Annotated in this window: 18 protein-coding genes and 1 pseudogene; 7 read left to right on the top strand and 12 right to left on the bottom strand. The window is 25.3% G+C overall.

Going from position 1 to position 19,007, the window contains the following annotated elements; translation table 4 throughout:
• Nucleotides 1–342: 342 nt before the first annotated feature.
• Together EGN60_RS00995 and EGN60_RS00990 are read left to right on the top strand one after the other, a co-directional pair.
• A complete protein-coding gene (locus EGN60_RS00995) occupies nt 343–765 on the top strand; it encodes a deoxynucleoside kinase (RefSeq protein ID WP_124724244.1) in 423 nt (140 codons plus the stop codon).
• Entirely contained in the window at nt 726–1,028 is a 303-nt protein-coding gene (locus EGN60_RS00990; protein ID WP_124724243.1) for a hypothetical protein, read from the top strand. Before EGN60_RS00995 ends, EGN60_RS00990 begins: the two co-directional genes overlap by 40 nt.
• A gap of 59 nt (nt 1,029–1,087) precedes the next feature.
• Here the strand turns inward: EGN60_RS00990 and uvrB are convergent, their stop codons facing one another.
• Nucleotides 1,088–3,055 (bottom strand): excinuclease ABC subunit UvrB, encoded by a 1,968-nt coding sequence (uvrB, locus tag EGN60_RS00985; protein ID WP_124724242.1) that lies wholly within the window; start codon nt 3,053–3,055, stop codon nt 1,088–1,090.
• An 80-nt stretch (nt 3,056–3,135) separates the two neighbouring features.
• On the opposite strand from uvrB, the gene EGN60_RS00980 reads away from it, so the two are divergent.
• Nucleotides 3,136–3,996 (top strand): leucine-rich repeat domain-containing protein, encoded by an 861-nt coding sequence (locus tag EGN60_RS00980; protein ID WP_124724241.1) that lies wholly within the window; start codon nt 3,136–3,138, stop codon nt 3,994–3,996.
• A gap of 101 nt (nt 3,997–4,097) precedes the next feature.
• Here EGN60_RS00980 and EGN60_RS00975 read toward each other — a convergent pair whose 3' ends face one another.
• From EGN60_RS00975 to EGN60_RS03510, 3 genes are all read right to left on the bottom strand, one after another.
• Complete coding sequence (locus EGN60_RS00975) at nt 4,098–4,394, bottom strand: virulence protein (protein ID WP_124724240.1); 297 nt, start codon at nt 4,392–4,394, stop codon at nt 4,098–4,100.
• Between the two features lie 191 nt (nt 4,395–4,585).
• Nucleotides 4,586–6,340 (bottom strand): coiled-coil domain-containing protein, encoded by a 1,755-nt coding sequence (locus EGN60_RS03515; protein ID WP_245979687.1) that lies wholly within the window; start codon nt 6,338–6,340, stop codon nt 4,586–4,588.
• A 59-nt stretch (nt 6,341–6,399) separates the two neighbouring features.
• Entirely contained in the window at nt 6,400–7,527 is a 1,128-nt protein-coding gene (locus EGN60_RS03510; protein ID WP_245979685.1) for an AAA family ATPase, read from the bottom strand.
• 225 nt (nt 7,528–7,752) lie between these two features.
• Here EGN60_RS03510 and EGN60_RS00965 point away from each other — a divergent pair, with 225 nt between their 5' ends.
• Entirely contained in the window at nt 7,753–8,136 is a 384-nt protein-coding gene (locus tag EGN60_RS00965) for a hypothetical protein (protein ID WP_124724239.1), read from the top strand.
• A 129-nt stretch (nt 8,137–8,265) separates the two neighbouring features.
• Nucleotides 8,266–9,438, top strand: coding sequence for a BspA family leucine-rich repeat surface protein (locus EGN60_RS00960; protein WP_124724238.1), 1,173 nt, complete (start codon nt 8,266–8,268; stop codon nt 9,436–9,438).
• A 768-nt stretch (nt 9,439–10,206) separates the two neighbouring features.
• Here the strand turns inward: EGN60_RS00960 and EGN60_RS00955 are convergent.
• From EGN60_RS00955 to EGN60_RS00920, 8 genes and pseudogenes are all read right to left on the bottom strand, one after another.
• Nucleotides 10,207–10,680: pseudogene (locus EGN60_RS00955) on the bottom strand (BspA family leucine-rich repeat surface protein); the annotation flags it as partial.
• A 12-nt stretch (nt 10,681–10,692) separates the two neighbouring features.
• Nucleotides 10,693–11,367 carry a BspA family leucine-rich repeat surface protein gene (locus EGN60_RS00950; RefSeq protein ID WP_124724236.1) on the bottom strand — a complete coding sequence of 225 codons (675 nt, stop codon included), beginning with the start codon at nt 11,365–11,367 and terminating at the stop codon, nt 10,693–10,695.
• A gap of 74 nt (nt 11,368–11,441) precedes the next feature.
• On the bottom strand, nt 11,442–12,167 hold the full coding sequence (gene rnc / locus EGN60_RS00945; RefSeq protein WP_124724235.1) for a ribonuclease III: 726 nt from the start codon (nt 12,165–12,167) through the stop codon (nt 11,442–11,444).
• Between the two features lie 2 nt (nt 12,168–12,169).
• Complete coding sequence (gene plsX, locus EGN60_RS00940) at nt 12,170–13,147, bottom strand: phosphate acyltransferase PlsX (protein ID WP_124724234.1); 978 nt, start codon at nt 13,145–13,147, stop codon at nt 12,170–12,172.
• 17 nt (nt 13,148–13,164) lie between these two features.
• Complete coding sequence (locus EGN60_RS00935; RefSeq protein ID WP_124724233.1) at nt 13,165–14,808, bottom strand: DAK2 domain-containing protein; 1,644 nt, start codon at nt 14,806–14,808, stop codon at nt 13,165–13,167.
• Nucleotides 14,808–15,104, bottom strand: a complete 297-nt coding sequence (locus tag EGN60_RS00930; RefSeq protein ID WP_124724232.1) for a hypothetical protein — start codon at nt 15,102–15,104, stop codon at nt 14,808–14,810. Before EGN60_RS00930 ends, EGN60_RS00935 begins: the two co-directional genes overlap by 1 nt.
• Nucleotides 15,105–15,106: 2 nt before the next feature.
• Entirely contained in the window at nt 15,107–16,363 is a 1,257-nt protein-coding gene (gene glyA, locus EGN60_RS00925; RefSeq protein WP_124724231.1) for a serine hydroxymethyltransferase, read from the bottom strand.
• Nucleotides 16,364–16,421: 58 nt separating this feature from the next.
• On the bottom strand, nt 16,422–16,946 hold the full coding sequence (locus EGN60_RS00920) for a hypothetical protein (RefSeq protein WP_124724230.1): 525 nt from the start codon (nt 16,944–16,946) through the stop codon (nt 16,422–16,424).
• A 149-nt stretch (nt 16,947–17,095) separates the two neighbouring features.
• Here EGN60_RS00920 and EGN60_RS00915 point away from each other — a divergent pair, with 149 nt between their 5' ends.
• Together EGN60_RS00915 and EGN60_RS00910 are read left to right on the top strand one after the other, a co-directional pair.
• Complete coding sequence (locus EGN60_RS00915; protein WP_124724229.1) at nt 17,096–18,316, top strand: cation:proton antiporter domain-containing protein; 1,221 nt, start codon at nt 17,096–17,098, stop codon at nt 18,314–18,316.
• A gap of 269 nt (nt 18,317–18,585) precedes the next feature.
• Nucleotides 18,586–18,999, top strand: a complete 414-nt coding sequence (locus EGN60_RS00910; protein WP_124724228.1) for a hypothetical protein — start codon at nt 18,586–18,588, stop codon at nt 18,997–18,999.
• Nucleotides 19,000–19,007 lie beyond the last annotated feature (8 nt).

Genomic DNA, 19,007 nt, shown 5'->3' with positions numbered 1-19,007 from the left:
TATTTTTTAAAATTTTCAATCAATAATTAACAAACTGGAGACCAGTGGTTTAATAAATATCCTAAAAATTAAAGTTTAGAAAAAAGGATACACAAGTTCAGGAAAAGGAGTTAAACTAAACTTTTATTAAACCAATTTAATTATATATTTTTAAAAAATAAAATAGATAAAAAGCTACAAAATTTTTTTGCAATTTTCTTATTAAAATGCAAAAAAATCTTTTTTTATTGCTAAAAGTTTTGTTTTTATTTTTTTAATAATTTTTTTATAATTTTAATTTAGTTTTTATGCCTAATTATGTATAATAATTTTTGATTGGAACTAAAGAAAGGGTATAAAAACATGAAAAAAATATTTAAGTTAAAAGACAAAATGAAAAATCTAAAATCTCCTAAAAATAATAAAATTCAAATTGCTTTTATAGGACCTGGATGCTGTGGAAAATCTACAATTATAGAAGATTTAATGCCTTTATTAAATAAATATAATTTTAGAATTTTTGATGAAAAAATTGTTCTAGATCAAAATTTTCAAGAGTATATGGAAAAAATGAGCAATTTAAGTGCTTATGAAATGCAAAAAGCAATTTTCGATTTTAGAAAAAGTCAAATAACAGAAATGCAACATTATCAAAACTCATTAGTAGATAGACACTTAATTGATGACTTTTTATACCCAAAAGCTTTATATGAGGCAGGAGTTCTTAGTGAAGAAAAATGAGCTCTTTGACAAAAATTAATGAACCAAAATACTGAGAATTTTTAAAAAATACAAGAAAAGCAGATTTAGTTATTTTAGTTTGAAGTGATTTTGAAAATATACAACATTGAAAGAAAAAAGCAGCTGCTGAAGGAAACAAAAGAAGAGAAGCCGAAGCAAATGAAGCTAATGATTTATTTTTTAAAACTGTTAATGACTACTATATGCAAAAAGATTCAATTTTATACACCGCTTTAGATGCTTTTGCTAAAATTATATTATTGTTAATAATGAACCCGGAAAAATTGATGAATGCAAAAAACAAATAAGAGAAGCTTTAAAAAATTTATTCAATTTAGTTTAATAAAAACTGGCCAAGCCAGTTTTTTTAATCTAAAGAAATTCCCAATTCAATTAAATAATCACGAATTTCAATAGCTTGCTCAAATTTCTTTTCTTTAGCAAGCATTTTCATTTTTGAAATCATAGAATCTATAAATTTTTTATTATGAACCATTTTTGAGCGTTCTTTTTCTATTGTCAACTCATCAAATAAAATACTGCCTTGAATAGGTGGTGCAATTGGTTTAATAATTGTTTTAGGTATTATATTATGTTTTTTATTATAAGCTTGCTGAATTTCTCTTTTTTTAGCATTGTCTTCAATTGCTTCTTTCATACTTTCTGTTATTTCATCAGCATAAAAAACTACTTTTCCATGATCATTTCTAGCGGCTCTACCAACTATTTGAATTAAACTTCTAGCATCTCTCATTAGCGCACGCATGTCTGCATTTAATAATAATATTAAACTAACCTCAGGTAAATCGATTCCTTCTCTTAATAAATTTATTCCAATAACAACATCGAATTTGCCCATTCTAAGACCTTTAAGAATTTCATTTCTTTCAAAAATCTTAAATCTATCATGAATATAAGCACATTTAATTTTTTGTTCTTGTAAATATAAAGCAAGTTCTTCAGCGTTCTTTTTAGTAGTAGTTAGAATTAAGGTTCTTTCTTTATTTTCAATTTGTTTTTTAATTGAATCATAAATATCTTGGATTTGATTATCCTTGCTTCTAATTTCAATAATAGGATCTAAAAGTCCAGTAGGCCTAATAAATTGAGTTACTATTTCACCTTGGGTTTTTTCTAGTTCATAATTTCCAGGTGTTGCAGACATATAAATTCTTGGAAATTTAAACTTTTCATATTCAAAAAATTTTAAAGGTCTATTATCAAGTGCTGAAGGTAATCTAAAACCAAAATTAACTAAAGTTTTTTTTCTTGCTCTATCTCCATTATACATACCATTAAGTTGAGGTATCATCATATGACTTTCATCAACAAAAATTATGGCGTCATCTGGTAAATAGTCAAATAAAGTATAAGGTCTTTCACCTGCTTCACGTCCATCAACATAACGTGCGTAATTTTCCATTCCATTAACATAACCGAACTCTTTAATTGAATCTATATCATTTAAAGTTCTATCTTTAATTCTTTGAGCCTCTAATAATTTATTTTCTTTTTTAAAATATTCAATTCTTTCATCTAATTCTATTTGAATAGCTTCACAAATTGAAACCATATTGTTTCTATTAACAGTATATGTAGTGGCTGGAAAAATAGTTAATGATTTTTTTATTTCAACTGTATTTTTAGATAGTGGTTCAATTAAAGATATTTTTTCAATTTCTTTATCAAACATTTCGATCCGAATATTATATTCTAAATTATAACCAGGACATATTTCAATAACGTCGCCTTTAGAATTAAATTGACCTCTACTTAAATCTGTATTATTTCTTTCATAACCCATTTGAACTAATTTAATTAAAAGTTCTTTTCTATCATAAATCATTCCAAGTTCAATAGGTAAAAAGTTTTTTCTATACTCTGTAGTATTAAATTCACCATAAATTGCCGCAACAGAGGCAACAACAATTGTATCTTTTCTTATTGAAAGTGCATTAATGGCTGACATTCTCATTGCTTCTAATTCTTTATTATTTTTACTTGTTTTTTCAATATATAAATCAGCTTTTGGAATGTAAGCTTCTGGTTTATAATAATCAAAATATGAAACAAAATATTCAACTCTATTTTCAGGAAAAAATTCTTTTAACTCGCTATAAATTTGACTTGCTAAAGTTTTATTATGAGATATAACTAAAGCTGGTCTATTTAATTGTTTTATAACGTTAGCAATTGTAAAAGTTTTACCCGATCCTGTTACACCTAATAAAACTTGATGTTTTTTATTTTCATTTATTCCATTGACTAATGACTCAATAGCTTCAGGTTGATCACCTGCTGGTTGAAAATTTGATACTAGTTTAAATATTTCCATAACATTATTTTAGCATTTATTATTCTTTAAACCAAAAGTTATAGAATTTTAAAGATAAATTTTATGGTATAATTTGTACTATGAAAAAAAACAGAACACTTTTTTTATTAACTTCTATATCAACAATTGCACCTATTGCAATGAGTGCAATGGTAGTTTCATGTGGTAAAGGAGAAAAAGCAAACTCTTTTTCTTTTAAATATTTAACAGGAAAAGATGCAACAAAATTTTACAAATCAAATACACAAACTTTAGATTTATCATCAGAAAAATTTACTTCAATACCTGACGCAGCTTTTTCAAACATTTCTTTAGATTTCTTTAACCCTTATAAAAGAGCAGCTGTAAAAGACAAAAAACAAAGAGATGCAATTCCTGTAGCAGCTGATGGATTATTTGAACCCGAAACATACATTTTAAATATTAGAAGAATAGTTTTACCTCCAACTGTAAAAACTATTGGACGTGGTGCTTTTTATGGTTTAAGAAGATTGAGTGAAATAGTATTTGCAAATGATTCTAAACTTGAAAATATTGGAGATCTTGCTTTTTCAAACACTGGAGTTACAAATTTAGTTTTACCTACAACAATTAAAAATATTGGAGCGGGTGCTTTTGAAAAATCAAATTTAACCTCAATTAACTTAAATCAATTAACCTCAGTTACAACACTTAAAAAAGCTGTATTTGCAAACACTAATTTAACAACTTTAGATTTAAGTAATATTTTACGTATTGAAGAAAATGCTTTAACTAATACAAAAATTACAGCATTAACATTTAATGATAAATTATCTACAGTTTCTCCTTTATTCAATGGTGAAAACACAACAGATGAAACAAAAACAAAAATTGCTTTAACATTGCCTGAAGGTGCTTTAAAAGAATCACTTAAAAAAGCATTATCAGAAAACAATAAACTACTTTACACTATACTATAAATAATAATTAACTCACTTAGACAAAATTTAAGTGAGTTTTTAAATAAAAAAAACTAAGTATTAAACTTAGTTAATTGTTTGCTTTTGAATTAATATAAATTTTATTTTTCTTCTTCACCTGTAATATATTCTGTAAAGTTTGATAAGTCTTCCATTTTAAAAATGTGAAAACTTACAAGTGATTCTTTAAATCAAGCAAAGTTTTTAAGTTCTTCTATAGCTTTATAAGTTTGTAATAAAGCATTTAATGAACGTGAAAAATAAAAACTGTTTGATAATCAATGAAATCCAAAATGTCTTAAAACATTTCTAATGTCTTCATAAGCTTCTTTGTGACTTTCTTTTTTATATGAAGCTATTAGCTTTTCTTTGTTTAAATAAAAAACTAGACCGTACATCTTTCTCCTTTTATGTTGTTTATTATTATTTTGAATAAAGGAAATAAAAAATTTCTTATTTATTGTATTATATACTAAAACTTATTTTTAGGCTTTAATATCTACTAATAATGAAAAAAATAACACTTTATTATCAAACATTTAAATAAAAATTCTTTGCCTATTATTTAGACAAAGAATTTTATTAATTATTAATTTTTAGCATTTCCGTGTTCATCAACTAATTCTTTAGCTTCTGATAAGTTTACAGCAAAGAAGGTTGTAACACCACGTTTTTGCATTGTAGCACCATATAATTTATCAACTCTTTCCATTGTTCCTTGACGGTGAGTTATAACTAAGAATTGAGTATCAGCTTTTAATACTTGTAAAAATTCTGCAAATCTAATAACGTTTGCTTCATCAAGTGCAGCTTCTACTTCGTCTAAGATACACAATGGTAATGGTTTTGCTTTTAAAATTGAGAATAATAATGAAATAGCAATAAGAGCTTTTTCACCACCTGAAAATAGTTTTAAGTTTCTAACTGATTTTCCAGGAGGTTGAGCAACTACGTCAATACCTGATTCTAAAATATTATCTGGCTCAGTAAATCTGATTTCAGCCATACCTCCACCAAACATTTTACTAAATACATGTTTGAATTCAGCATTAACTAAACTTACAGTGTTTGTAATTCTTTCAATAATAATTTGATCTAAATTCTCAATTGCTTCTTCAATTGTTTTTTTAGCTTCAATTATTTCGTTTTGTTTACTTTCGATTTGTTCATATCTTTTTTGAACTTCTTCGAAATCATTAATAGAATTTAAATCAACGTGACCCAATTCTTTAATATCTTCTTTTAAACTATTAACTAATTTTCTAGCAACTTCAAAAACAATTTCAGGATTATAAACTTTTTGAGCTGACTCAATTAACATATTATATTGTTCAGAAAGTCTTTGTTTTGTTAAGTTTATAACACTTTCAGCTTTTGCTATATTTTTCAAAATAATTCCGTTTTCACTTAAATAATTATTTTGTTGAGATGTTAAATCCATTAGCTTTCTTGTTTCGTCTTGATTTTCATTTCTAGCTTGCATTAATGAGTCTGCTATTGAATTTTTTTCTACTGTTAAATTACTATTTTCTAATTCTAATTCTTGAATTTCAACAGCAGCATTTTTAACTGTTTGAGTTTCAAATTCTGCATCAGTTATTTCTTCTAATTTGTTTTTTAAATCTAAAAATTTATCTTTAACAATATCAAGTTTTCCTTGTGTTTTACTGCTTTCAACTTGTAATGAACCTGAACTACTAATAATAAAATCTCTTTTTGAATTTAAATCTCTTAACTCTAAACTAAGTTCATTAACTTCTTTTTCTAAATTAGGAATTGTATCTTCTATACTTTTAATTTGAGTATCTAATTTTAGAACTGAAGGTCTTTCTGTTGCTTGACCACCAGACATAACACCACCAACTCTAACAAGGTCTCCGTCTAGTGATACAATTAAATATCTTTTTTCAAGTAATTGAGAAAGTCTACTTGCGCTTTCAATAGTATCAGTTACTAAAATATTTCCTAATAAAAATTTATTAAGAACTGAAAACTCAGCTTCCATTTTTACAAGATCACTTGCCACACCTAAAAAGCCTTTTTGTGTTTGTGCTACAACTTTGTGTTGTTCATTAATGTATCTTGGTGTAATAGAACTTAATGGAATAAAAGTAGCTCTACCAGCATGGTTATCTTTTAGAAAATTAATAGCTTTAACTGCCGTTTCTGGTTTATCAACTACAATATGTTGTAACGCTGAATTTAAAACAGTTTCAATTGCTCTTGCATATTTATCTTCTACATTAATTAAATTAGAAACAATTGATTTAAACCCTGGAAATAAATGAGTGTTTTCAACAATGTGTTTAGTTCCGTTTGCTAAATCAGTTTTATTATTCTTCATATTTTGAAGAGTTTCTAAAGTTGCTTTAGCTTTTTGAAGTTTTGAGTATTTTTCGTTTTTTAAAGATTCTTTTTTCTAATTAAATCAGTTATTCCTTGGCCTTCTGCTTTCTTTTCTTCAATGGCTTTTTTATTGTTGTTTAAATATTCTTCATATTTAACAATAACTGAGTTAAGTGAATTAAGTTCTTGTTTAATAGCTTCTTCTTTTTCTTTAGGAGTAGCATTTAATTCACCATTAATTAGCATTTCGCGACGAGCTGTATCTGAAGCAATTCTAACTTGTAGCTTTTGAATTTTTTCTTTATTTTCATTTAATTTAGTAACTATTTCATCATACTGTGCGGTTAAAACCTGAATATTTTTACCGCTTTGGTCCATGATTACTTTACATTCTCTAATTTTTTCATCTAATTCAGCTACTGATTCTTCAAACTCTTTGCTTTTTTCTTTAAGTTGTTCATATTCTACTGAAGAATCTAAATAATCATGAACTAATAAAGAAATTTCAACTTCTTTAAGTTGCTCAAATTTTTCTAAATAAATTCTAGCTTTATTTGCTTTTCTTTCTAAAGGTGCTAATTGTTTTTCTAATTCTTCAACTAAAACATTTATTTTATCTAAAGCTTCTTGAGTTTTATCTAATTTTCTTTGAGCTTCTTCTTTTCTTGTACGGTGCATTGAAGTACCAGCTGCATCGTCTAAGATTTTTCTTCTTTTATTAACATCGTCTTCAGCAATATCAGAGATTTTACCTTGACTTATAATTGCTAAGCTGGATTTTGAAATACCACTTTCTAAAGCAATTTCTTTAATATCTCTTTGACGAGCTAATTCACCATTTATGTAGTACTCATTTGAACCTTTACCTCTGTATAAAACACGAGATATGGTAAATACATCATAAGGTAGAGAACAACTTCTATCATGGTTATCAAATGTTAATGTAACTTCTGCTCTGTCCATTTCTTTTTCTGTTTTTGAACCAGCAAAGATAACATCTTCCATTCTTGAACCACGTAATTCATTAGAGCTGTTTTCACCTAAAACCCATCTAATAGCGTCATTTATATTTGATTTACCAGAACCATTAGGTCCGATAATTGCTACAACCCCACCATCAAATTTTAAATTAACTCTGTCAGCGAATGATTTAAAACCATGCGCTTCAACTTGGATTAATTTCATTATCATCCTTTCTTAAAATACATAATTTTATGTATATTTAACATAATAATTTTAAACAAAAAACTATTAGTTAATTATTTTTTTATTTTTAAATAAATTTATTATTAATTTTTTATTTATTTAAAACAAGATTAATGAAATAAAATGCCATTTTTTAATGTCTAAAAAACAACATTTTTTTTACTATAATTAAGATAAATAAAATAAAGAAGTAAAGGAAAAAATATGTCATTTGAAGACGGAATGTGGATTTTAGTAATAATTTTAATAGACATACCCGTTTTAGGAACTATTTATGATAAAATCGTTGAACATGTAAAAAAATCAAATAAGGCATCTTCAGAATTTATACAAAATCACCCAGAATTGTATAAACGAGAATTAACATATGATGAAGCCAAAGAAAAAATAAAATTTAGAACAAAAGTTGGATGAATTTTATATTTCTTTTCACCTTTTATTGCTTGTCTATTTTTTATTGCAACATTTAGATTAGCACATAAATTTAAAATCAAAATTATTTCACCTATTATTGCAGTTGTTTTATTTTACATAGTTGTAATTGCTGTAGGTATTTTTTTAATATGATTATTAAAAATAAGAAAATAATAAATAATAAAAATTTATCTATTTGTAATATAATAAAAATAGCCACAAAATAAACTAACATGTTTATTAGTGTGCTTTTTTTATTCACTTTTAGACGTGTTATTTAACAAACATAAATAAAAGGAAAAAATGAAATTAAGTAAAAAGAATAATAAAATAAATAAATTTAAAAAGTTTTTAATTAAATATAAAGATAATCTTAAATTTAGTACAATAAAAGATTTTAAAATATCAATGAAGAAAAAATGATATATTAAAGTCAAAAAATGAGATATTAAAAATATAAAAGACTTAAAAATGGCTTTTATAGATAGTTTTGATGGAGACATTTCACACTTAGACGTATCAAAGGTAAAAGACATGTCTTTTGCTTTTAGAGACTCTTGTTTTAATCAAGATATATCTAAATGAAACACATCTAATGTAACTAATATGAAAGGAACATTTCAAATTTCTGAATTTAATCAAGATATTTCAGAATGGGATGTTTCTAAAGTTAAAGACATGAGTTATATGTTTTGATTAAGCCTTTTTAATCAAGATATATCTAAATGAAACACATCTAATGTAACTAATATGTATGGTATGTTTTTCAAAAGTAAATTTAATCAAGATATATCAAAATGAGATGTTTCTAAGGTAAAAAATATTTCATTAATTTTTAGTTATTCTAAATTTAATCAAAATATATCAAACTGAAATGTCTCTAATGTAAAAAATATGTATGCAACATTTTATTTAAGTGACTTTAATCAAGATATATCAAAATGGGATGTTTCTAATGTAGAAAGTTTTGAAGGTGCTTTTGCAAGTTCACTTTTTAATAAAAACATAAGTTTATGAAATGTTTCAAAAGGCGACAATTTCAACTGAATGTTTTTTAATTCCATATTTAATCAAGATATATCAAAATGGGATGTTTCTAATGCTAAAAAAATGTATGCCATGTTTTGCTTTTCAAAATTTGATGGTGACATTTCAAAATGAAACATATCAAATTGTTTAGATTTAAGATATATGTTTATGAACACATCAAAACTTAATAAAAGTGTTTTAGAATGAAATTTCAATAAAAAAGCTAAGATAGATTATATGTTCGCAAATATTGAAATAAATACTAAAGAAGACATAAAATTATATAATTTAATTTTTCAAAAACTTACTAATGTTTTTGGAAAAAGAAAAGCTAATTTAGCTTTTAAAAAATATAAAAGCAAATGAAAAATCCCTCCTTATAATCATTGTTGAATTAACCAAATATGTTGAGAATTAAGAGAAGATTATAAAGAATTAGAAGAATAGATTTAAAAATTACAATATATTTTTAGAAATTATATTCAAAACCTCAATAATATTAGCTGCTTAAAATAACTTTTTTTATTTTTATCATCTCAATTAACCTTAACTGGTTTCTTTTCAAAAAATTCTATTAATGTTTTTTAAATCACAAACTCCCTTTATGAGTTTATTTTAAAAGCTTTTAATTTATATTAAAATTACACTATTTTTTATCTACTAAAAATATTAAAAATTCAGTAGTCGCCATTTTGTCCACTACTGAATTTTTAATTAAGAATAATGCAATAAATTAGTTATTTATTTTTATTTAATACATAGTCATACGATTGTTTAATCGCATTTATAACTTCTCCAATGTCTTTTTCGCCACTTAATTTAAAACGAGTTTTACTATATCCATCACGGTTCCTCTTTTAATAATTTTTTTATTTCAATTTAAAACTTTTTAAATTATTTATATATATGAAGACATAAATAAATAAAAAAATGTAAAACAAACATTATCCACAAAAAAAATTTTATTTTTTATAGAAAAAATCCAACCTTATTTAATAATAATTTCCAAGATTTGGGGCATTTCATTTCCAAGATTTGGGATTTATGCTTTATAAATATAATGATTTTTTAGTCTTAAAATGTTTTTTGTAATAGTATAAAACAATTTAATATTTTTTATCTAATTAAATAATTAAAAATTCAGTAGTCGCCGTTTTGTCCACTACTGAATTAAAATTTTTGAATTTTATGTATGCTAATTATCAAAAACAAATTTTATTTTTGAGCTATTTTAGTAGTTCATTCACTAAGTACAAGTTCTTTTTCGTTTTCTAAAAGATGAGTATCTTCAAAAACTTTGTCGTATTTTTTTAAACTTTTTACATTTCATTTATTTAAAATTTTTTTGAAGTACTTGGCACCGTTAAACATCTCTGTCATATCAGTTACTTTCGAAACATCTCAACTTGATATATTTTGATCAAAAAACTTTGCACTTGAAAACATTTGACGCATATTTTCAACATTTGAAGTGTCTCAATTATCAAGGCTTTCATCAAAATATCACGCATCGCAAAACATACCTGACATATCTTTTACATTTGATACATTTCAACTATTAATATCCTGATCAAATACTAATGCCGCATTAAACATTCTACTTGTATTAATTACGCTTGAAACATCTCAATTGTTTAAAGGTTGATTAAACCATATTGCATTGTCAAACATTCCTGACATATCAGTTACTTTTGATACATTTTAATTATTAATATTTTGATTAAAATATTCAGCATATCTAAACATTTCTCGCATATTTTCAACGTTTGAAGTGTCTCATTTGTTTAATGGTTTATTAAAGTTACATGCACCAGAAAACATTCCTGACATATCAGTTACTTTTGATACATTTCAATTGTTTAATGGTTGATCAAATGATATTGCTCCATAAAACATGTAAGACATATCAGTTACATTTGAAACATCTCAGTTGTTAATTTCTTGGCTAAAGATTCAAGCATCATAAAACATTCTTGACATGTTAGTTACATTTTGTACTTTTCAATTAGATATATCTTCATTAAACTCTTTTGATATTTCAAACATCCCTTCCATATTTGTAGCATTAGATACATCTCAATTTGCCAATCCTAAATAACTAAATTCCTCATTGTTTAAAATCTTATTTACTGTTTTAAATAAATAACTAAAATCTTTTACTTCACTTACTTCAAAAATAGAAAAATTTAGTTTTATTTTTTCTTCATTAATATTGTTTTGTTCTTTAACAAAAGACACAACCTCGATAATTTCTTCTTTAGATTTAACTTTCAATTTAATTGTTTGTTGACTTTCATTTTTTAAATAATTTAAAAGTTCTTCTTTGCTAAATTCTTTTAAATACTTTACATTATTTTCTTTGCTTATATTTTCCATATAATTATTATAAATAAAAACTCTCACACAAACACTTAATTTACAACTTTGTGTTAATGTGAGAGTTTTTAAATTTATTTTTTAGTTTCAATATCGATACTCATTTTTTTAAGAGCATCTAAAGCAGCATTTTTCTGAGCTATTTTCTTTGAAGTTCCTGAACCTGAACCATAAACAGTTTCGCCAACGCAAACCTGACTAAAAAATTCTTTTTCATTTATTTTTTTATCTTTATAAACTATTAAATTTCCAATATTAGAGCTTTGCATAACTTCTTGAAAAACAGATTTAGGGTCTTTTAAAGTTATAGCAAAATCAACACTATTTATTAATTTATTAAATATAGAATTTAAATATTCATAAGTAAAATCTAGACCAAAACTCATATATGTGGCTCCAATAAAGGCTTCAAATAAATCAGCAAATATTTTATTGCTCATTCCATTTACAAAGCTACCTTTACCAACTATATAAAGACTTGATAAATTAAGTTCTTGTGTTATTTTAAATAAAGCATCAGTATCTACTATTTTAGAACGCAATCTTGTTGCTTGTCCAACTTCCATTTTTCTAAATTTTTTAAAAATAATATCAGAAGCAACATATTGTAAAATTGCATCACCTAAAAATTCAAGATATTCATTATTTTTAAGATTTTTAATTTCATTGGTTATTGATTTGTGAACAAAAGCTTCAAGGAAAAAATCTTCTTGTTCTTGATTTAAAGGTTTTTTTAATTTTAATATTTTGCTTACTTTTTTTACTATAACTTGTTTTTTAGCTGCTATATCTGTATTCATAATTATTCTTCTTTGTTTAATTTATTAATTAAATCGTGATCTAAAGCTATTTTTATTTGATTTAAAGCACTATAGAATGCAAGTGCATCACTGCTTCCATGAGCTTTAACAACTACTTTATTTAAGCCAATAATATAAGCTCCACCAACGTAGCGATAATCATATCTCTTTTTAAAAGCTTTTAAATCTTTTTTAAGTATTAAGGCTGCTATTTTAGTTTTAAAATTTCTTAAAAGCATTTTTTTAAGTCTTTTAGCTACACCTAAAAAAGAACTTTCCATTGTTTTTAAAAATATGTTTCCGGCATACCCGTCAGCTAATAAAATATCCACTTCTCCATTTAATGGGTTTTTGGGTTCAACAAAGCCTAAATAATCAAAATCTTGATTGTTTGCTTTTAAAATTTCATTAGCTTCTTTATGTTCTTCTTTACCTTTGTAGTCTTCAGTTCCAATATTTAATATTGCAACCTTAGGTCTTTTTTTATTAAATAGTATTTCAAAATATTCTTTTGCTACACTTGCTCACTCAACTAAATAATTAGCTTTAATATCAATGTTTGCTCCAGCATCTAGTAATAAAAAATTATTTTCTTGAGAACTAGGCATAATAGGCATAAAAGCAGGTCTTGAAATACCAGGTAATCTTTTAACTTTTAAAGTTGATAAGGTTATAAAAGAACCGCTATCACCACTGCTTAAAATAGCATCAGCTTTTTCATTTAAGATTTCAAAAGCTGTAAGCATTGAACTTTCTTCTTTTAAGGCATCTCTAACACTTAAAACTTTATGTGCTATTTTATCTGAATTAATTATTTCAATTTGATTTTCAAATCCTTTTAATTCTTTTTTTATTAATTCTTGATTTCCTACTAAATATAAATAGTAGTCTTTGTTTTCTTTTAAAAATTCTTTTGCTGCTTTAATGGCTTCAAGTTCACCATTATCAACATTTAATAAATCGAAAACAATTGTTTTCATATATACTCCTAGATTAATTATTCAACTGAAATTAAATATGGATAAATTGTTTGCCCACCGTAATGAACTTCAACTTCAATATTAAAGTTAACTTCTATATAACTTTGAAGTTCATTTGCATCAGTTTCACTAGCATCTTGTCCATAAATAATAGTTACAATTTGTGAATCTTCAGAAACTAAATTATCTAATAATTTTTTAGCAGCTTCATTATAAGTTGAAGCTGTGTCTTTTAATTCATTTCCAACTAAAACCATGTAATCACCTTTTTTAACTTTTACATTGTTTAGTTTAGTGTCTTTTACTGAAGGTGCAATTTCACCATATGAAATGTTTTTTAAAGCATCATTCATTAAAGTTTGATTTTCTTTTGCACTATTTTCAGCATTAAAGTTTAAAGCTACTGATAAACATTGTGCTTGTGATTTAGTTGGAATAATAATTACTTTTTTATCTCTTACAATTGTTGCTGCTTGTTGAGCTGATAAAGTAATGTTTGAGTTGTTTGGCAAAATAAATACATTTTTAGCTCTAACACTATTTATAGCAGTGACAATATCCTGAATTGAAGGATTATTAGTTTGCCCTCCTTCAACAACATAAGAAACACCATAATCTTTAATTAATTCAATAATACCTTGACCTGCATTACATGAAATAAGTGCACATTCTACTTTATTTTCGGTTGCCGCAGGTTGTGAAGAGTCAGCAGTAGTTGATGAATTCTTTTTAGTGTTTTCTTTTGAATCATTTGCTTGTAAAGTCATGTTGTCAATTTTAACTTTTAAAAACTGACCTAAACTGTTTACAGAATTTAATGCATCACCAGGTTTTTGTGTATGAATATGAATTTTTAAAATTGATTCATCTTTAACAACAACCATTGACCCACCAATTTTTTCTAGTTTTTTAACTAAATAATCTTTGTCAAATTTCTTTGGATTTTTAAGTTCTAAAATAAACTCTGTACAATATCCAAACTCACCTTCAAAAACTTCAGTGTCTGAAATAAATGTATTTACATCAGCTTCATTTTCTAATAATTCAATTGGTTTATCATTAAAATAAGCATTCATTCCTTCAATGATGGCATATAAACCTTCACCACCAGAATCGGTAACACCTACTTCTCTTAAAACTTTTAATAATTTAGGTGTGTTATCACAACTTTTTCTTGCTATTTCTTTAGCTTCTTTAAATACTTCATTAATTGTTGCATCAACAACTATGTTTTCTTTTAGTCCTTCAGCAACTTCTCTAATAACAGTTAAAACAGTTCCTTCAATTGGTTTTAAAACCGCACCATAAGCTGATTTTGCAGCTTCACCAAAAGCCTTAACAACATCAAATGCATTAGCATCACTTTTTGAAGCAAATCCATTAGAAAAACCTTTAAAAATTTGAGACAAAATAACACCAGAGTTTCCCCGTGCAGATAGTAGCATATTGTATGCTATATTTTTTGAAAGAACATCTAAGTTATTTTCTTTTTCTTCTTTTAGACTTATAGCAGCTGAAATAGTAGCCGCCATGTTTGTTCCAGTATCACCATCGGGAACTGGAAAAACATTTAGAGCATTAATTGCTGATTTTTTATTCAGAATATTATTAATTCCGGATTGCAATGCTGCTCTTCAAATATCTCCTGTTAATTTTTTCATTATTTAATTCCTTTGATGTAAATTGTTAAACTTCCTAATGAAAGTGATTTTTGTGCTAAATAATAAGTTACTATTTGATGTATTTCTTCAACTATATTTTTTGCGCTTATGTTGTTCATGATAACTAAACCGATTGTTATATCAATTAAATCTTCATGTTTTGGATTTGTTTTAACTATTAAACCTGTGTTTTCAAAATCTACATTATTTTCAGCTTCTAAAGGGGTTATTTCAACTATCCCAGCTATTGATGAAATTGCATTATCAATTATTTCTTTTATTTCTACTAAGTTCATAATTATCTCTTTATATAACTTCTTTTAATTGGAAATTTGTTTGTTAATTTTGCAACTTCTTTTTTGATTTCTAATAATAAATATTCGTTTTCAGGATTTTTTAAAGCTGTATCTATTAAATTAGCAATAATGATAAATTCATCTTCTTGAAAACCCCTTGAAGTCATAGCTGCAGTCCCTAATCTTATTCCACTAGAAACCATTGGACTTTCAGTGTCATTAGGAATACTATTTTTATTAACTGTAATATTAATTTTTGATAATATTTCAGCAGCTTTTTTACCTGTTAAATTATAAGAACTTTTAACATCTAACATAAATAAATGGTTTTTTGTTAGACCTGAAACTACCTTTGCTCCTTTTTTAATAAAAGTTTCACAAAATACTTTACAGTTTTTAATTAATTGTTCTTGATATTCTTTAAACTCAGGTCTTAATGCTTCTCCAAAACTTACTGCTTTTGCAGCTATTTGATGAAACAATGGGCCACCTTGATTTCCTGGGAAAACTGCTTTATCAATTTTTTTAGCAATTTCTTCATTGTTAGTCATTATAATGGCCCCACGAGTTCCCCTTAGAGTTTTATGTGTTGTAGTCATTATAACGTCTGCATAATTAACTGGACTAGGATGTAGCCCTGCAATAATAGGTCCTGAAATATGTGAAATATCAGCAAATAAATAAGCTCCACATTCATCTGCTATTTTTCTAAATTTATCAAATTCAACAATCTGTGAATAAGCAGAATAACCACAAATAATCATTTTAGGTTTTACTTCATTAGCAATTTTTAAAATTTCATCATAATCTAAAAGACCTTCATCATTAACTTTGTAAGTATAAGCTTCATAATAAATACCACTAAATGAAATTTTATATCCGTGAGTTAAATGACCACCTGAATCTAAAGCTAGACCAAGAACTTTTTCTCCTGGTTTTAATAAAGCCATATAAATAGCGGCATTAGCAACTGAACCTGAATATGGTTGAACGTTTACATAATTAACATTAAATAGTTTTTTTGCTCTTTCTTGTGCAATAGTTTCAATTTGATCAACAAATTCACAACCACCATAATATCTTTTCCCGGGATAACCTTCACCATATTTATTAGTTAAACATGAACCAGCTGCTTTTAAAACATCTTCTGAAACATAATTTTCAGATGCAATTAATTCAATGTGATCTTCTTGACGTTTATTTTCAAGGGCTATTAATTCAGCAATTTCTTTATCTTCTAAACTAATTTTGTGATACATATTACACCTCTCTTTTAGTTAATAAAATAATAAAACTAAACTCCTTACAAGTTTAGTGCTAATCTAATAATGATTTGTTCTTTTTTTCTTCTTCTAAATCTAGTTTTCTTTGTTTTTCTAATTTTCTTCTGTTTACAGTTTTATGCAACATTAAAATTGGAATTGAAACTAATGCAAGTCCTACTGCTGGTAAGACTCTTCAGAATCACGCATCAACATTACCACTAACAATAAATGAATTCATTGCTAAGGCGACAGGTATTAAAAAACTAATTGATCTAGTTTCTAAAACTTTAAATTTTCAAACTAATAAGGCAATAATAGCAAATTGAAAAGCAAACATTCCTAATGCAATTGGTAATTGAACAGCTCAACGGTTGAAATTTTTAGTTTGACTAAAAACTCAACCATCATTTCCTGCTAATACCATTACTAAAAAAGAAGGAATAACAACTAAAAATAAACCTGTTAAAGCAATTTTTCAAGAACTGCTTAATTCAAGTTTTTGTTTTTTAGTTGTATCTTTTTCAACATAACTATTAACATTCAATTTTTTATTTTTTCATTTTGCGTTGTTAGACATTTCTTTTCCTTTCTATTTGAAAATCTTTTTTATTTTATCAAAAATATTGAATTTTTATTTATAAATAAACTCAATAAAGAATAGAAATTACACTTTTTTGTGTAAATGTTATAATTTTAATTAGATTTTGACAAAATAAAGGAGGTATTATGATTAACAATTTTTTTCTAACCTTTGCTTTAGTTTTGTTTAGTGCTTTTCTTTTTGGTAAATTATTTAAATTAATAAAACTTCCTCAATTAATTGGTTATCTTTTAGCTGGTTTAATTTTTGGACCTACATTGTTTAACTTTACTAACCCTTTATTACTTCAAATAGGGAGTCATTTAAGAAGAGTTGCACTTTTTATAATTTTAATGAGATCAGGAACATCTTTAAAACTAAATGAGTTAAAAAAGATTGGTTTAACTTCTTTACTTTTATCATTTATTCCAGCTACTTTTGAAATAACTGCTTTTGTTATTTTAGGTCCTTTACTTTTAAATCTAAGTTATTTAGATTCTGCTATTTTAGGTTGCATAATTGCAGCAGTATCTCCAGCAATTATAGTTCCAAGAATGATTAAACTAAAAGAAGCGGGTTATTCAAAAGATTCAAAACTTCCTTCAACAATAATGGCAGGTAGTTCTTTAGATGATATATTTGTTTTGTCTGTGTTTTCTGTTCTTTTAAATATCAAGAAAAATGAAACTAATTTAGTAAAAAAATCATTTGATTATTTTGAAATATTTAATATACCTAATTCAATAATTTTAGCTATAGCTCTTGGAATAGTACTAGGTTTTTTAGTTGTTGAATTTTATAAAGCAACTAAATTAAAAAAAGAATTTAGACTTATTATTTTAATAATTCTAGCTTTTGCGTTATATGGAATTGAAGAGGCATTAAGCTCAATAAAAATGAATTTTGCTTCATTATTATCTTTATTTATTTTATCTATTTATGTTGCTAATTATGATAGTGAAAATTTAAGATTTTATTCAAAAAATTTAGAACGTTCTTGAATATTTTTTGAAGCTGTTTTGTTTTCTTTAATTGGTTTAATTACACATATCAAATTTGATTTAAAAAGTACAATTTTAAATTTAAAATCTTTAGGTTTAATAATTTTAGCTATGTTAATAAGATCTATTGGAACAATATTGTGTTTTATTAAATCAAAAACAACGCTAAAAGAAAAAATATTTGCAATTTTTGCATATTTACCTAAGGCTACCGTTCAAGCTTCTTTAGCTTCTATTCCTTTGCAAAGTGGAATTCCATCAGGCGAAATAATGTTAGTTGTTGGAGTAATATCAATTATTTTTTCAGCTCCAACATTTGCATTAATTTTAGATCTAAGTTATCCAAAATTACTTAAAAAAATGTAGCATATTAAAACTCTTGTGTTGAAAGCAAGAGTTTTTTAAATTTAATAAAAAGTGGATTTTATAACTCAAAAATTTTTTGTTTTTAATAATAAAAACGAATTTTGTTAAAAAATGTTGAAAAAATTTCTATTTTGTTAATAAAAAGTGTATTTTTTTATTTTTTGAAATACGATTTGCAAAAAAAAAAAAAGACAGCTAAAATGATAATTATAAACTAGGATAAAAATTTATAGACACATTCCATTTAAAAGAAAGGAATGTGTTTTTTTATGTCAAGAAAACAGTTTACAGCAGAACAAAAACTAAAATATATAAAAATTTTAATTGAAAAAGATTTAGAAATGGCGATGATTACTTTTGTTGAAGATTTCTGAGAAGAAAGATATAAAGAAAATTATTTAAAATACAAGAATAAAAGAAACCCATTTAAATATGCCAAAATGCTAATTACAGATTGATACAACTTGTATAATTTAGATATGGAATTACTCAAATCTAAAACGGGAATTGCTCCAAAAAAAGGTAAATCAGGTCGAAAAAGAAAAATAAGCATAAATGACTTAAATGAATATGAAAGACAATTTTATCAAGATGTCTTAGAAGAAATATTAGAAGAGCATGGGATAACAAATTCAGATATAATTGAGAAAGTTAAGAAAAGAAAAGACGAAAAAAAATATTAAAAACTGCA

Source organism: Mycoplasma struthionis (genome assembly GCF_003855455.1).
GTDB lineage: Bacteria > Bacillota_I > Bacilli_A > Mycoplasmatales > Metamycoplasmataceae > Metamycoplasma > Metamycoplasma struthionis.
The sequence above is the reverse complement of the archived record's forward strand: the minus strand, read 5'-3'. Positions and strand labels throughout refer to the sequence as shown.